The sequence below is a fragment of the Peribacillus sp. 05N428 genome (assembly GCF_056397085.1).
Genome location: NZ_JBFTMS010000022.1, coordinates 1 through 14,635 on the forward strand (window position 1 = coordinate 1; position 14,635 = coordinate 14,635).

Genomic DNA, 14,635 nt, shown 5'->3' on the forward strand with positions numbered 1-14,635 from the left:
ACTAAAGCAGAGGGGAGTCCCCTCTGCTTTAGAGCATTATCTAAAAGTACACACTGTAATATAAATTGAAACGCCGTATACGCGAACCGTACGTACGGTGTTGTGAGAGGGGCGAAAATAATACATTTATTTTCCCTCTACTCGATTATTAATGTTAAAGTTGATTTCAGAAATTCGCTCCCTTTTCGCCGACTGTCTGCCAAGCCTCCTCGACGCAAGCGTCTGTGGGGTCTCGGCTAGCCAGTTTTTCGGCAGGAGTGTGTCGCAAATTTCTTCCATCCATTAAGGAATACAGTAAGAAAACATCAAGGATAACCTAGTCTAAAACTTGGTTCGGAATAGACCAGCCTGCAGTTTTTATTTTAAAAAACGTTCCAGTTGATTGGAACGTAAGGTACGAGACTCCTGCGGGGAAAACGCGTCCAAGGGAGACCCCACAGGCGCAAAGAGCGCCGAGGTGGCTCCCGGACCGCCCGCGGAAAGCGAGTGCCTGGAGTGGAAAACAACGTTCGAATTTTACAAACCCTCAAAAAAAACGTTTCAGTTAATTTTTAAGAAATGAAAATTGAAAATAAAAGCCTTATAGGGGGTATATACATATTTAACGGAGGTGTTAAATGATGGATGAATATGAACAAAAGGCATTATCTGAACTAATATCATGGAAAAAGAAAGTAGCCAAGAAATCCGGCAGGTTTGAGCGGATGTCCAAAAAGGCGCAAATCAAATTGAATAGTTATATTCCAGACCGAGTGCACAAAGTGATTACTGATAGTATTAAAGGGATGATAGAGGCTGTATTATCAGGTTCTAAATATATGTCTAAAGAAAAAAATGTAGTGCTATTATCCTTGCAGCAAAAGGAAGAGTGGGTTGCGGAAACTGTAACCGCATATAGGAAAACGGCCGTTATAGAAGGTGTGGGTACCGGAGCGGCAGGGCTTTTAATTGGATTGGTTGATTTCCCATTACTGCTTAGCATCAAGATGAAATTATTATTCGAAATATCCCGTATATACGGTTTCGATCCAAAAAAATATGAGGAACGATTGTTCATCCTTCATATCTTCCAGATGGCATTTTCAAGCGAGGAGAAGAAATTGGAAACATTACGGGTAATAGAGGAATGGGATTCAGGGAAATGTCCGGAAATAGACTGGCAGGAATTTCAGCAGGAATATCGCGATCACATCGATGTCATCAAAATGTTTCAGCTCGTTCCAGGTTTTGGGGCAGCTGTCGGTGGATATGCCAACTATCATTTGTTGGAACATCTTGGGAAGACGGCTGTCCATTGTTACCGAATCAGACTTCTTAAACAGTAAGGGACGGGGAAAACCCGTCCCTTTACCATTATCGTAATAAAGATTCATTCACTTTTTTAGATGATTGTTTCTTATTGTGATAGGTCACCGCTGCAGTGCCTAATATTTTGGCTGCAATGAGCATCGCTTTTTCATCAATGTCAAACAAAGGATGATGATGTGGATATGTATGTTCATTTTTTGGCCTGGCTCCCGTAAAGAAGAATGTACCTTTTACATTTTGTAAATAATAAGAAAAATCTTCACCTGTCATATCCGGGGCAATTTCCTCTGTAATCAAAACTTCCTTGACGGACTCAGTGCTTTCGATGAGGAATTTAGTTTCCTCAACATGCGGAATAACAGCCGGATAGCCTTGAAAGTATTGATATTCATAGGTGCAGTCCGCAGCTAGGCAGGTTCCTTTAACAATCCGTTCCATTTCTTCGCTAATGAATGAACGGACATCTTCCTTGAATGTGCGGACGGTCCCGATTATTTTAGCCTTATCTGCAATGACGTTAAAGGCATTATCTGCTACAAAGGAACCGACGGTAATGACTGCAGAATCTATTGGGTTAAGCCGGCGGCTTACGATTTGCTGCAGGGCCATGACTAGCTGAGAGCCGACTACGATTGCATCACGGGTTTTATGCGGCTGGGCTCCATGTCCGCCCTGCCCTTGAATGGTGATTTCAAAACGGTCAGCAGCGGCCATAAGGGGTCCTAAAGCGTATTGGACTGTTCCGGTAGGGGCCGTGGCCCATAAATGGGTGCCGAAAATTACATCCACCCCATCAAGGCAGCCAGCCTCAATCATCGGTTTGGCACCTCCTGGAGCATACTCTTCAGCATGCTGGTGGATAAATATATATTCACCTTCGAGCTCATCCTTCAGTTCATTCAGATTTTTTGCAAGGACAAGGAGTGTCGCTGTATGGCCATCGTGTCCACACGCATGCATGACCCCGGGTATGGAAGATTTATAGGGAACTTCTTTTTCATCTTGAATGGGTAAGGCGTCGAAATCAGCGCGCAATGCTACGGTTTTACCGGGCTTATTGCCTGTTACCTTGGCAATAACACCATTGCCGCCTACATTCGTCCGGTGTTCAATTCCATGTTTTTCATAATATTCAGCGATGAAGGCAGCCGTTTGGGTTTCTTGAAAAGATAGCTCGGGATGTTGATGAAGGTAACGCCTGATGGAAACCATCTCTTCATATGAGCCATCCAGAAGATCGTGTAATCGCTGTATCATTTTGCACCTCCCAATGATTGGATTAATTGTAAATAGTATATCATATTCTGAATGATCCAAAGAGAATTAAATACCTTGAGGAGAGAGAGAGAGAATGAATAAATATTCCTGGATTTCTATGGTTTCGCTTTGCTTGTTGCTATTCTTTTTTTTGATGAATGAAATTCAGAGTGAGAAATCTTTAGCATTCGATACATATATTGCGGAACTCTTTTCCGTAGATAAAAATACTTTTTCGTTCACTTTCTTCAAGTCCCTTACCTATCTTGGGAAATCCATGTTCATTGGTTTTGGCAGCTTACTATGTGTTCTATATTTGTGGATAATAAAGAAGGATTATTGGACCATGGCCGTCTTTTCTATCGGGATTGCCGGCGGGGATGTATTAAACGGGTGGATAAAAAATCATGTTAAAAGAGTGCGACCTGAAAATCATTTGATGGACATCGACGGCTTCAGTTTTCCAAGTGGCCACGCAATGGTGGGCATTATTTTCTTCAGTATGGTAGCTTATTTAATCATGAATGAAATTAAAGGAAACTCATTGAAATGGGCAATGGGAATTGGTTTCGTTTGTCTGGTCCTGCTGATCGGTGTCAGCAGGATCGTTATGAAAGTTCACTTTCCAACTGATATCTTGGCAGGTTTTGCATTAGGGGCGGCATATAGTTTAATCTTGTTTAAATTGTATAAATTCCTGGGGTCTAGAGTGCTTTGATTAAAGGATTCTGATGAAATATATGTAAATATCGGTTGCATTTCCCCGGAAATAAAGAAGGAATTTGTCGGATTGTTATAGGTTTATATGATTTTGGGGCGTCCTACCTCTGAATACATATCTTTCACCAAGTCATAATGAAACAGAAGTCAATGTAAGCCTCCATTTTACGAACCAAATGCTTCGCCGGAACCAGTTGATCCCGTTGAATAGATTGATGTTACGAAAGCATCCTCATCTCCTCAAGTTTTAATGGATCTATTTTAAAACAAAAAAGACAGTAGGCAAAAGGAGTTATTTCCAAATTTTTAAACATAGTGATTGAAGCGGGTGTACGGACTCCTGCGGGAATAACAGTCCAAGGTAGACACCAGGCGCAAAGTGCGCCTAGGGCGGACCGCCCGCGGAAAGCGAGTGCCTAAGTTCCAATCAACTACCAAATTTGTACAAGCAAAAAAAATGAGACGAGTTTGTCTAAGTTTAAGAGGCCCATCCTTTAGGATGCGCCTCTTATTGAGCAAGAATGGATTATTCTTCGGAATCCTTCACCAATGTATATTGTGTTACATAGGCTTCACCTGAAAACATCTTCTGGCTGGAATTCGTAACGGGAGCTTTGGAGTCGCTGTTATGTGCCATTTTAAAGGAACTGGAATTCTTCCAGTTCAGGAAATCAGCTTGTTTCTCCCAAATCGTTAGAATAACATAAGTTTCAGAGTTGATTGGCCGCAGTACACGAAGTGCGACGAAACCTGGTTCATTTTCAATCAATCCAGCCCTGTTTTTAAAACGATGTTCGAATACCGGCCTTCCTTCTTCACTTACAGGGATATTGTTCATGACTACATACCCATGATCCTGAAGGGTTCCTTTCCCATTAACTACTTCATACTTACGTGGAGAGCTGAAGATCGTTTTACCTGTAGTTTCATGTAAAAGTACTGCAGTGTCAGGGTTTTGCATAAGTAATATTTTTTCATTCGGGTGCTTATCTTTTTTGATTTTCAAAAAATCGTAAGTGCCTGATGTGATGAATACATTCATAATTTCCCCTCCAATTACTATATAGTGCCTGTATACCCATTTTACCCAATGAATAGTGCTTTTACCATTTCCACACTAACCATAAAGCTGGTAAACCGGTAAGATACATATATAAAAGTCGATTTTTTGACAAATATATTATAGAAAAAGCTATAGTTTAAGGAGATTCGATTTGAAATTCAACATCCTTCTGATATTCTATGTAGGTAATGAATAAAAATAGAAACGTGATTGCTTGAAAGGTGGATATTAATGTCTAAGGAAATTACGAATGATACATTTTTAAAAGCTGCAAGAGGAGAGAAAACGGATCATGTGCCTGTTTGGTATATGCGTCAGGCTGGCCGTTCACAGCCGGAATACCGTAAATTAAAAGAGAAGTACTCACTTTTTGAAATTACTCATCAGCCGGAATTATGCGCTTATGTAACTAGATTGCCAGTTGAGCAATATGATGTAGATGCTGCGATTTTATATAAAGATATAATGACACCGCTACCAGCCATTGGTGTCGATGTTGAGATTAAGTCCGGAATCGGTCCAGTCATAGCCAATCCAATCCAATCGGTGACAGATGTTGAAAAATTAGGTGAATTGAACCCAGAGAAAGACATCCCATATGTGTTGGACACGATTAAATTATTGACCACGGAGCAATTGTCCGTTCCTTTGATCGGTTTCTCCGGGGCTCCATTCACCATTGCTTCATACATGATTGAAGGCGGCCCCTCCAAAAACTACAATAAGACGAAAGCTTTCATGTATTCCGAGCCAAAGGCCTGGTTTGCATTAATGGATAAGCTAGCGGATATGATCATCATCTATGTCAAGTCACAAATTAAAGCCGGCGTTAAAGCCGTCCAAATCTTTGATTCATGGGTGGGTGCTTTGAATGTTGAAGATTACCGCGTGTTCATCAAGCCGATCATGACTCGTATCTTTTCTTCATTGAGAGAAGAAAATGTACCGCTAATCATGTTCGGGGTCGGCGCAAGTCACTTGGCACTTGAGTGGAATGATCTTCCGATTGATGTAGTCGGGCTTGATTGGAGATTGCCAATTACAGAAGCAAGACAAATGGGAATCCAGAAAACGGTACAAGGTAATCTTGATCCTGCCCTGCTATTATCATCATGGGATGTTATAGAAGAACGGACGAAAAGAATCTTGGATCAGGGCATGGAACAGGACGGCTACATCTTTAATCTTGGTCATGGAGTTTTCCCATCCGTAAATCCGGAAACACTGAAGAGGCTGACCGCCTTCATTCACGAATATTCATCAAAAATGAAGTAAGGTGAGCGAACCATTTGCTAAAACTCCTTAATTGGATGCACAATAAAAGAACGAAATCTTTAAAAGAGGTGTAATTTCATGTCAAGAAAAAAAATGGGCCTTTTAGTCATGGCTTATGGTACTCCATACACTGAAGAGGATATTGAAAGGTATTATACACATATTCGACATGGGAGACGGCCAAGCGACGAATTGATTGCCGACCTTAAAGGCAGATATGAAGCGATCGGTGGATTATCCCCGCTTGCAAAAATAACGGCAGGGCAAGCTGAAGCGCTTGAAAAGAAATTGAATTCCGTCCAGGAGGAAGTTGAATTCAAGGCATATCTTGGACTGAAACATATTGAACCTTTTGTTGAAGACGCAGTGAAACAAATGCATGAAGATGGAATCAAAGAGGCGGTCAGTATCGTATTGGCACCGCATTTTTCAACATTCAGCGTGAAGTCTTATAATGGACGTGCCCAGGATGAAGCCGCTAAATTGGGGGACCTGACCATCACTTCCGTTGAAAGCTGGTATGATGAACCAAAATTCATCCAATATTGGGTAGACCAAGTAAAAGAAGTAATCGGGAAAATGACCTCGGAAGAACGCGATAATTTCGCTTTGATTGTGTCGGCACATAGCCTCCCGGAAAAAATCTTGCAATCGGGTGATCCGTATCCAAATCAACTGAAAGAAACGGCAGACATGATTGCCGAAGGCGCAGGGGTTACCAATTATTCAGTAGGCTGGCAAAGCGCTGGACAAACTCCTGAACCATGGTTGGGACCCGATGTACAGGATTTAACCAGAGATCTTCATCAAGCAAAAGGTTATAAAGCTTTCATTTATATTCCTGTTGGCTTTGTTGCCGAGCACCTTGAAGTCCTTTATGATAACGATTATGAATGTAAGGTTGTGACGGAAGAGATTGGCGCAGGCTACTATAGGCCGGATATGCCCAATGTTAAACCTGAATTCATCGATGCTTTGGCCACGATCATTTTAAACAGATTACAGGAAAAGTGATCAGTCAATAGAAGAAAATCAGTTTAACCATGCTTGCCATGTGCTCTGCATATTTTTATTTGAAGTTATGTTATTCACCGGAAAAGCGACGCTACCTTTGGCCTTGCAGAATTAAATAAATATGTATTTTCGAAAAGTGGCTGTCCAGTAACGAGGATGGCCATTGTTTCTCTTGGAAATTGAAAATATAATTGAAAAAACTGAAAATTTTTGGTATGATATCGTTGAACATAATGACTGTTTTGTCCGTCTGGTCAGGATTGGGGTGGGAAATGTCTGTTGATCGTAAAAAATTAATTTTGGAAGCTGCGACCAAGTCGTTTTCACTTTTTGGCTATAAGGCAACGACGATGGATCAAGTCGCTAAAATTGCCAATGTGGGAAAAGGGACCATTTATACCTTTTATAAAAATAAAGAAGAGCTGTTTAAAGAAATCGTTCAGCGGATGATAGAGGAAATGAAATATGAGGCGGAACAATCTTTGGATGACCAACTCTCCTTTTTTGAAAACCTGCATCGGGCCGTTTATCGAATTCTGGAGTTCAGGCAGGAACATCAATTATCATTAAAACTTCTTCAGGAAGAGCGGGAAATTGGTACGCCGGCCGTTCAGGAAATGGTTAATGAAATGGAAGAAGCCATCGTATCCTATATTAAGGAAAAACTAAAAATAGCGATTGATAAGGGCTATATACAACCTTGCGATCCAGAGATAACAGCTTTCCTGATGCTAAAAATGTACCTTGCCCTGATCTTTGATTGGGAAAGGAATCATGCCCCATTAGAGAAAGAGGAAATTGCTGAACTATTTAAAATATATTTGTTCAAAGGATTATCCGTTACGTGATCATTCTATTTTTTTGCTGAAAGGCAATGAACCCCAATAAAAGAAGAGATACCGATCATCGGTATCTCTTCTTTTATTGGGGTTTTTTTCAGCTGCGAAACCGAAACATCTATGAATTCATCCTGCTATTTGGGAAGAGGATGGTGAAACACAAAGACTACTACTCTCCAGAAAGGCAATGATCACAGTGGTTTCCATAACATTCGTGCTGTTCTTCAATTTTTTTTCCGCATTCCGTGCATTGTTTCGGTGGCAGATTTTTAAAGAACTCAACGCTACTTTGAATCATGAACATCATCTCCTGAATTTTTTTATTATTCGCTTTTCTATGGTTTTATTGTATTATAACAGATTTAGAATGTCAATGAATGTTTTATAACATAAGTAAAAAAGGTGAAATAAGGGCAAGAATAGTTTATATTAATGGGGAAGTCATTGAGAGAAAAAAAGGAGTGCCTAAGCATGAAAATCACCGTAATTGGCTGCTGGGGCGGTTATCCAGCTAAAAATGAGGCAAGTTCCGGCTATTTGCTTGAATATGAAGATTTTCGCATTCTGCTTGATTGTGGCAGCGGTGTTCTATCACAGCTTCAAAACCATATGAAGCCGGAGGATCTTGGTGCAGTTGTATTATCCCACTATCATCCTGATCATGTAGCGGATATTGGTGTCCTGCAGCACGCTGCGTTCATACAGCAGATATTGGGCAGCGAAAAAAGGACGATTCCTATATATGGTCATGATTTGGACGAAGTCGAATTTGGTAAGTTAACTTATAAAGACGTGACAAAGGGGATAGCCATCTCTGCTGATCAGCCATTAACCATTGGACCGTGTAAATTTACGTTCATGAAAACAAAACATCCAGTACCTTGTTTTGCAATGAGGATTGAAGCTGAAAATCATTCGATAGTTTACACAGGTGACAGTTCATATATGGATGAGCTTGCAGATTTCGCTAAAGACGCAAATGTTTTATTATGTGAAAGTAACTTTTACAGTGATATGGATGGTTCAAAGGCGGGGCATATGACGGCAAGGGAAGCGGGCCTGCTGGCAGAAAAGGCTGACGTCCAGCTTTTGCTGTTAACTCACCTCCCTCATTATGGGAATCTCGATCAACTGAAAAAAGAAGCATCCGAGGTATTCAAAAGGGAAATAGCTGTAGCCAAAACCAATCTCGAGTTCCAACTATAAATGAAACATCAGTGATATGAAGTCTACAAGGAGGAACAACTGTGCTTTTTATTGATAATAAGGGAATTACAGATCCAAGAATTAACCTGGCCATCGAAGAATTTGCGCTTAAACATTTAAACATAGATGAAACCTATCTTTTATTTTACATTAATCGACCTTCAATCATCATAGGCAGAAATCAAAATACGATTGAAGAAATCAATTCTGATTATGTAGATAAAAAGGGCATTACAGTTGTTCGCCGCCTTTCCGGGGGTGGAGCGGTTTATCATGACCTAGGGAATCTCAATTTCAGTTTCATTACGAAAGATGATGGGGATAGTTTCCATAACTTTAAGAAATTCACCCAGCCTGTCGTGGAAACGCTCGAGAAACTAGGAATACATGCTGAATTGAGCGGTCGTAACGATATTCTGGCTGAAGGAAAGAAAATTTCGGGAAACGCGATGTTTTCAACGAAGGGCAGAATGTTCAGTCATGGGACATTGCTGTTTCAATCAGAAATGGATCACATTGTATCCGCTTTAAAAGTGAAAAAAGATAAAATCGAGTCCAAAGGGATTAAATCGATAAGAAGCCGTGTTGGAAATATCGCCGATTTCCTAAAAGAACCGATGTCTGTTGAAGAATTCCGTTCATTCCTTCTGCAAAATATTTTCAAAGATAACGGAAAGGTTACAGAGTATGTTTTAACAGAAACGGATTGGGAGAAAATTCACGAAATCTCGGAAGATAGGTATCAAAATTGGGAGTGGAATTACGGAAAATCACCTAAATTCAACTTGCAAAACTCACATAGATTTCCTGTGGGATCTGTTGATATCCGCCTTGAAGTGAACAGGGGAATCATTGAGAACTGCAAGATCTACGGTGATTTCTTCGGGGTCGGAGAGGTTGCGGATATTGAACGAAAGCTTACTGGAATACGCTATGAAAAGGAAGCAATCAGCAGAGCACTGGATGAGATCGATGTTCGTCATTATTTTGGCAATGTAACAAAAGAAGAAATATTGGCTTTAATATATTAAGCCTGAAAGCCGTCCCGACTTAATAGGACGGCTTTTGTGACTAATAATGACAGTAATTGCTTGAATATGGATAAAATGGTTGCTGTGATCGCATTCTTTTAATATAATAAAAATGTATTTAGTTCACCATAAAAATGAATGACCATTCATTCATGCTATTTGCAGGGGAGGGAGAAAGATGAATTTATCTGAACAGCTTCATCAAATGGCTTTAAAAAAGGCGGATAAGCCAGCATATTACTTTTTGGATCAATCCACTTCATATGGGGAATTGGATAAAGCCGTTACGAAGTTCGCAGACGAATTACATAGGCTTGGTGTTTCAAAAGGTGATAACATTGCGCTGTTATTAGGCAACTCTCCACATTTCATCATTTCATTGTATGGAGCTATGCGAGCAGGGGCGACCGTAATTCCCGTCAATCCAATATACACACCTGACGAGATTGGTTATATCCTGAATAATGGCGATGTAAAGGTTGTTGTGGCATTAGATAAGCTTTTACCCTTACTGGAGAAAATGAACCCTATCCTTTCAAGCGTAGAACAATATGTAATTTGTGAAATGCAGCCGGATAATGGGGATAGTAGCGAATTTAACATCTGCAATAAAATGAAATCGTTTACAAAAATGGTCGAATCGGGGGATGAAGGCTTTAAAGGTCCTGAACTGGATCCTGAAGATACGGCAATCATACTTTATACTTCCGGGACAACGGGGAAACCAAAGGGGGCCATGCTCACACATACCAATATCTACTCCAATGCACATGATATTGGTGAATATTTAAATATCACGGAAAGTGACCGTGTCATTACGACATTGCCAATGTTCCATGTTTTCAGTTTAACGGTAGTTGTGAATGCCCCGTTGATAAGCGGAGGTACGCTTTTAATTGTCCCGCAATTCAGTCCAAAGGAATTATTCAGGCAAATCAAAAAATATGATGCAACCGTTTTTGCTGGCGTGCCTACGATGTATAACTTTCTTTTTCAATATCCAGATGCGAAAGAGGATGCTTTGAAGTCTTTGCGGATATGCATATCTGGCGGATCCGCCATGCCAGTGTCCCTGCTTGAATCATTCGAGCGGAAATTTAATGTTAGGGTTTCAGAAGGATATGGCTTATCCGAAGCTTCCCCTGTTACCTGCTTCAATCCTTTGGACCGTCCAAGGAAGGCGGGTTCCATCGGAACATCCATCCTTAGGGTGGAAAACAAAGTGGTCAATGAGCTTGGAGAAGAAGTGCCGATCAATGGTGTAGGAGAATTGATTGTCAGGGGTCCGAATGTAATGAAAGGTTATTATAAAATGCCTGAAGAATCAGCCGCTGTCTTGAAAAATGGCTGGTTATATACAGGCGATTTAGCCAGGATGGATGATGAAGGCTACTTTTTCATTGTAGATCGTAAAAAGGAGCTTATCATCGTCGGTGGCTATAATGTCTATCCACGTGAAGTGGAGGAGGTTTTGTATGCCCATCCTGAAGTAGTTGAGGCAGCAGCCATTGGCGTTCCCGATCCCAATCAGGGGGAAGTGGTTAAATGCTTTGTGGTAAAGAAAAACAATGCATTGACTGAGGAAGAGCTGCTTGCCCATTGCATGGAACACTTGGCCAAATATAAGGTGCCGGCAAAAATTGAGTTTTTGGATGAACTTCCAAAAAACGCGACTGGTAAAATTTTACGGCGTTCCTTGAAAAACCATGTACTGCAAAACTGAATTACATTGATCATGAGGAGATCATTGCCTATAACCGGCAATGCTCCTTTTTTTGTACAACCAAAGTGTATGAGGCTGCATAAAATATTTTGAAGAATCTTAAAACCTTGATTCTTGTTTCGAAAAGAGTTATGATTGTCATTAAAAATTTCCACAAAATTGTAAGGAGGGGTTAGATGAGAGATGTAAAGCTTTTGGATATTTTTGCACATCCCATTGCTCAAAAATACTTGAACCGTTCAGGTCTGGCGCATGCGATTGCGGTAGCATACCATGCGTTTCACTTAGCAAATGAATATAATGTCGACCCTGATATTGCCGCTAAAGCCGGGCTATTGCATGATATGGGTCATTTCACCTGGTATCGCAATGGTAAATGGGATTATGATCTTTATAAACAAAATGATATTCACCCCATCAAAGGTGCCGAACGAGCACATAAACTGTTAATCCGCTTGGGAGAAAACCCGATCAAGGCAAAGACCATTTCCCTCGCCATTTTATTTCATACCGATTCGTTCTTACCTTCGAATGATATTATTCGTACACCGCTTCAGCAAGTCGTCAAATGGGCCGACGAAAAAGATGAAGAAGAAGGCGGAAAACACCATTATCGCAAAATTGATTTTCCGCGGGCAAAGGAAAGCATCATGAAACTTGATACGCTCATAGATGAGGAACAAAGAAAAAGGCTATCATCCTGAAATCAAACGGGTTGATAGCCTTTTTTATTGTCAGGAGGAACACAATTATTAAAAGTATTTTTATAGTTTAAATTTGTTAACAGGTGAATTAATGATGTAAAATATAGACCATTAGAACTATTCCACGGCTAACAGTTATAAAAAACTATCGGATTAATAACAAATAAAGAAAGTAACAGGTGAGGTTATGAAGTCGATTAAGCTAGTGATATATGGTGGTCAGGGAGGAATTGAGGGAATCATCGAACAAGAAGGTGACATTAAGGTCATGGGGATGACTGGAAATAAAATGGACCTTCTTGATTCTGATCATACATCAGTCATTCCAGATGTCATTCTTATTGATGCCCGCTCATCAGGGAAGTATGGACAGGAAGTCATGCAAATCCTGAAGGAAAAACACCCATCCACTCCTTTCGTCATTTTTACTGCCTATTCAGAAAATCATTATCTTATTGAAGCAATAGGCCATGGTGCAGCAGGTTATGTGTTACAGGATGGCGGAATGAAACAGTTGATGTCGGCAATCCGTCAATGTGCCAACGGTCAGATCGTTTATCCTGCCTCATTCAAATCAATTTTAATGAAAAAGCTGGAGCGGGATGTTGAAAGATCACCAGTAACTTTGGAAAAGGCAATCGAAAAATTGGGGGCTTTTTCTAAACGCGAGCATGAACTGCTTATCCTGCTAACCCAAGGCGAAACGAATCAGCAAATTTCAAAAAAACTTTTTCTATCGATCGGCACGGTAAAAAACTATATAAGCCGTATTTACAGAAAACTGAATGTTAATAATCGACCGGAGCTTATGGCACTTTTGTATGGTTTTCAAAATAGCGGGATGAAGGGATGACCGATCATGCCTGCCGTTCCGTTAATCGGTCTCATTCATTATAAATCAAATTCACATTTGAAATCCTTTGATGAAACGATTTCATCTTAGCAATTAGGCAAAGGAATAAATTCCTCGTTGCCTTAAACCTCTCATCCCTCCGTTTTTTTAGTGTCTCTGCATACGAATCATTCTGCCTCCCTTCCCGGAAGTGCATGTTTGGCTTATGGATTATTCTGGGAAATCTAAAGGTTGATAATGAACAATGAAAAATCAACAAAATGATGGGAATTGTAAGGAAGAATAATATTGAAGGGAAATGCGGTTCTAACCTGTCCATTTTGGATTAAACTATTAAGAGGGAGATTCGTTTTAAGGAGGGGCATCATGGTTAGAAAATGGGCTGGAAGAGCGATTATATTATATATCCTTTATGCAGCAGCGATGTATTGGTATATTTTTTATGGAGCGGATACGACCATTCCCGAAGCTTTGCGTGGAACGGCAGCAGATCCTGCAACGTTCCTGAATGCAAGGGAACTAAAGCTTAGTGAAGAGTATTCAGGACTGCGGAATTTTATTTTTTTCGTATCGACACCATATGAATGGCTTCTGTATTTCTTCATATTGTTATTCGGTTTTTCAAAGGCATTTGAAAAATCGTCAATGGCAGTCTCGAGACGGAAAGCGATCAGAACGGGCATTTACTTATTCTGGCTTTCCGTTATTTCATACCTGGCTCTATTTCCAATCAGTTTCATTGGATATCGGATGAGCAAGAGTTACCACATAAGTACACAAAGTTTCACCTCGTGGATGAAGGATGGAGTCATCGAATTCTGGGTGAATTTTGGGATGATGTTCATCATCGTTTGCATTTTATATTGGTTAATGAAGAAAAGTGTGAAGAAGTGGTGGCTCTATGCTTGGATGTTGTCCATTCCTTTTTCCTTGTTCCTGATGTTCGTTCAGCCTGTATTGATTGATCCGCTGTACAATGAATTCTATCCTCTCAAAAATAAAGAGCTGGAAACGGAAATATTGGCACTAGCCTCACAGGCTGAGATCCCGGCTGAACACGTGTATGAAGTAAATATGGCGGAAAAGACAAATGCCTTGAATGCATATGTGACCGGCATAGGTTCCAACTCAAGAATAGTTCTTTGGGATACGACCCTGAACAAACTGAAGGAAGATGAAATCCTTTTTATCATGGCACATGAAATGGCTCATTATGTGGAAAAGCACATTTATATAGGGATTGCAGGCTATTTAGGACTGACATTAATCGGTTTGTGGCTGACTTCGAAAATCATGAATTTTATCATTGGTCGCTGGGGCCATCAGTTAAAGGTCCGTTCGGTTGACAGCATATCATCTCTTCCGTTATTTCTCTTGATAACGTCTGTGCTGCTCTTTGCTTCGAGTCCGCTGTCCAATTATGTTTCCAGATATCAAGAAACAAGGGCTGACCGTTATGCCATTGAAATGACCGGGGACAAAGAATCAGCAATCACGACTTTCCAGGAACTCACGAGGTCGGGTTTGAGTCAGGTCAACCCGCCATTCCTGGTTAAATGGCTGCGGTATTCCCATCCGACCATGCTCGAACGGATTTCAACGGTTGAAAATGCAGATACAAAGGGTGATTGAAAGCCAGCTG

General features: G+C 40.6%; 14 protein-coding genes and 1 pseudogene. 11 read left to right on the forward strand and 4 right to left on the reverse strand.

Annotation, left to right across the window (positions count from 1 at the left end; translation table 11 throughout):
- Positions 1-617: 617 nt before the first annotated feature.
- Positions 618-1,325 (forward strand): EcsC family protein, encoded by a 708-nt coding sequence (locus AC1DIV_RS18740; RefSeq protein WP_340875195.1) that lies wholly within the window; start codon positions 618-620, stop codon positions 1,323-1,325.
- Positions 1,326-1,353: 28 nt separating this feature from the next.
- Here AC1DIV_RS18740 and AC1DIV_RS18745 read toward each other — a convergent pair whose 3' ends face one another.
- The gene (locus AC1DIV_RS18745; RefSeq protein WP_477577177.1) at positions 1,354-2,565 is read right to left on the reverse strand and encodes a M20 family metallopeptidase; all 1,212 of its coding nucleotides are present in this window, start codon (positions 2,563-2,565) and stop codon (positions 1,354-1,356) included.
- Positions 2,566-2,659: 94 nt separating this feature from the next.
- On the opposite strand from AC1DIV_RS18745, the gene AC1DIV_RS18750 reads away from it, so the two are divergent.
- Complete coding sequence (locus tag AC1DIV_RS18750) at positions 2,660-3,283, forward strand: phosphatase PAP2 family protein (RefSeq protein ID WP_340875199.1); 624 nt, start codon at positions 2,660-2,662, stop codon at positions 3,281-3,283.
- A gap of 89 nt (positions 3,284-3,372) precedes the next feature.
- On the opposite strand, the pseudogene AC1DIV_RS18755 reads toward AC1DIV_RS18750, so the two are convergent.
- Both AC1DIV_RS18755 and AC1DIV_RS18760 read right to left on the reverse strand, forming a co-directional pair.
- Positions 3,373-3,494, reverse strand: a pseudogene (locus AC1DIV_RS18755) (transposase); the annotation flags it as partial.
- A 317-nt stretch (positions 3,495-3,811) separates the two neighbouring features.
- Positions 3,812-4,327 (reverse strand): antibiotic biosynthesis monooxygenase family protein, encoded by a 516-nt coding sequence (locus tag AC1DIV_RS18760; RefSeq protein ID WP_340875200.1) that lies wholly within the window; start codon positions 4,325-4,327, stop codon positions 3,812-3,814.
- A 252-nt stretch (positions 4,328-4,579) separates the two neighbouring features.
- On the opposite strand from AC1DIV_RS18760, the gene hemE reads away from it, so the two are divergent.
- The 3 genes from hemE to AC1DIV_RS18775 all read left to right on the forward strand — a co-directional run bounded on the left by hemE (position 4,580) and on the right by AC1DIV_RS18775 (position 7,485).
- Positions 4,580-5,623: a uroporphyrinogen decarboxylase gene (gene hemE / locus AC1DIV_RS18765; protein WP_048678002.1), complete on the forward strand. Its 1,044-nt coding sequence runs from the start codon at positions 4,580-4,582 to the stop codon at positions 5,621-5,623.
- Between the two features lie 78 nt (positions 5,624-5,701).
- On the forward strand, positions 5,702-6,637 hold the full coding sequence (gene hemH / locus AC1DIV_RS18770) for a ferrochelatase (protein ID WP_340875202.1): 936 nt from the start codon (positions 5,702-5,704) through the stop codon (positions 6,635-6,637).
- A gap of 272 nt (positions 6,638-6,909) precedes the next feature.
- Positions 6,910-7,485, forward strand: coding sequence for a TetR/AcrR family transcriptional regulator (locus AC1DIV_RS18775; protein ID WP_048678001.1), 576 nt, complete (start codon positions 6,910-6,912; stop codon positions 7,483-7,485).
- A 160-nt stretch (positions 7,486-7,645) separates the two neighbouring features.
- Here AC1DIV_RS18775 and yhfH read toward each other — a convergent pair whose 3' ends face one another.
- Entirely contained in the window at positions 7,646-7,774 is a 129-nt protein-coding gene (yhfH, locus tag AC1DIV_RS18780; RefSeq protein ID WP_065310849.1) for a protein YhfH, read from the reverse strand.
- A 173-nt stretch (positions 7,775-7,947) separates the two neighbouring features.
- Here yhfH and AC1DIV_RS18785 point away from each other — a divergent pair, with 173 nt between their 5' ends.
- The 6 genes from AC1DIV_RS18785 (at position 7,948) to AC1DIV_RS18810 (ending at position 14,625) form a co-directional block, all read left to right on the forward strand.
- Positions 7,948-8,682 carry an MBL fold metallo-hydrolase gene (locus tag AC1DIV_RS18785; protein WP_048678000.1) on the forward strand — a complete coding sequence of 245 codons (735 nt, stop codon included), beginning with the start codon at positions 7,948-7,950 and terminating at the stop codon, positions 8,680-8,682.
- Positions 8,683-8,723: 41 nt separating this feature from the next.
- Positions 8,724-9,713, forward strand: a complete 990-nt coding sequence (locus AC1DIV_RS18790) for a lipoate--protein ligase (protein ID WP_340875208.1) — start codon at positions 8,724-8,726, stop codon at positions 9,711-9,713.
- A gap of 178 nt (positions 9,714-9,891) precedes the next feature.
- Positions 9,892-11,436 carry a fatty acid--CoA ligase family protein gene (locus AC1DIV_RS18795; protein ID WP_340875210.1) on the forward strand — a complete coding sequence of 515 codons (1,545 nt, stop codon included), beginning with the start codon at positions 9,892-9,894 and terminating at the stop codon, positions 11,434-11,436.
- A 176-nt stretch (positions 11,437-11,612) separates the two neighbouring features.
- Complete coding sequence (locus AC1DIV_RS18800; protein ID WP_048677997.1) at positions 11,613-12,140, forward strand: HD domain-containing protein; 528 nt, start codon at positions 11,613-11,615, stop codon at positions 12,138-12,140.
- Positions 12,141-12,327: 187 nt separating this feature from the next.
- The gene (locus tag AC1DIV_RS18805) at positions 12,328-12,993 is read left to right on the forward strand and encodes a LuxR C-terminal-related transcriptional regulator (protein WP_340875213.1); all 666 of its coding nucleotides are present in this window, start codon (positions 12,328-12,330) and stop codon (positions 12,991-12,993) included.
- Positions 12,994-13,359: 366 nt separating this feature from the next.
- Positions 13,360-14,625: a M48 family metallopeptidase gene (locus AC1DIV_RS18810; RefSeq protein WP_340875215.1), complete on the forward strand. Its 1,266-nt coding sequence runs from the start codon at positions 13,360-13,362 to the stop codon at positions 14,623-14,625.
- Positions 14,626-14,635: the final 10 nt, after the last annotated feature.

Bases quoted from the DNA above. Each gene is read 5' to 3' on its own strand.
- AC1DIV_RS18740 (WP_340875195.1), top strand. From the start codon at position 618: ATGATGGATGAATATGAACAAAAGGCATTATCTGAACTAATATCATGG.
- AC1DIV_RS18745 (WP_477577177.1), bottom strand. From the start codon at position 2,565: ATGATACAGCGATTACACGATCTTCTGGATGGCTCATATGAAGAGATG.
- AC1DIV_RS18750 (WP_340875199.1), top strand. From the start codon at position 2,660: ATGAATAAATATTCCTGGATTTCTATGGTTTCGCTTTGCTTGTTGCTA.
- AC1DIV_RS18760 (WP_340875200.1), bottom strand. From the start codon at position 4,327: ATGAATGTATTCATCACATCAGGCACTTACGATTTTTTGAAAATCAAA.
- hemE (WP_048678002.1), top strand. From the start codon at position 4,580: ATGTCTAAGGAAATTACGAATGATACATTTTTAAAAGCTGCAAGAGGA.
- hemH (WP_340875202.1), top strand. From the start codon at position 5,702: ATGTCAAGAAAAAAAATGGGCCTTTTAGTCATGGCTTATGGTACTCCA.
- AC1DIV_RS18775 (WP_048678001.1), top strand. From the start codon at position 6,910: ATGTCTGTTGATCGTAAAAAATTAATTTTGGAAGCTGCGACCAAGTCG.
- yhfH (WP_065310849.1), bottom strand. From the start codon at position 7,774: ATGATTCAAAGTAGCGTTGAGTTCTTTAAAAATCTGCCACCGAAACAA.
- AC1DIV_RS18785 (WP_048678000.1), top strand. From the start codon at position 7,948: ATGAAAATCACCGTAATTGGCTGCTGGGGCGGTTATCCAGCTAAAAAT.
- AC1DIV_RS18795 (WP_340875210.1), top strand. From the start codon at position 9,892: ATGAATTTATCTGAACAGCTTCATCAAATGGCTTTAAAAAAGGCGGAT.
- AC1DIV_RS18800 (WP_048677997.1), top strand. From the start codon at position 11,613: ATGAGAGATGTAAAGCTTTTGGATATTTTTGCACATCCCATTGCTCAA.
- AC1DIV_RS18805 (WP_340875213.1), top strand. From the start codon at position 12,328: ATGAAGTCGATTAAGCTAGTGATATATGGTGGTCAGGGAGGAATTGAG.
- AC1DIV_RS18810 (WP_340875215.1), top strand. From the start codon at position 13,360: ATGGTTAGAAAATGGGCTGGAAGAGCGATTATATTATATATCCTTTAT.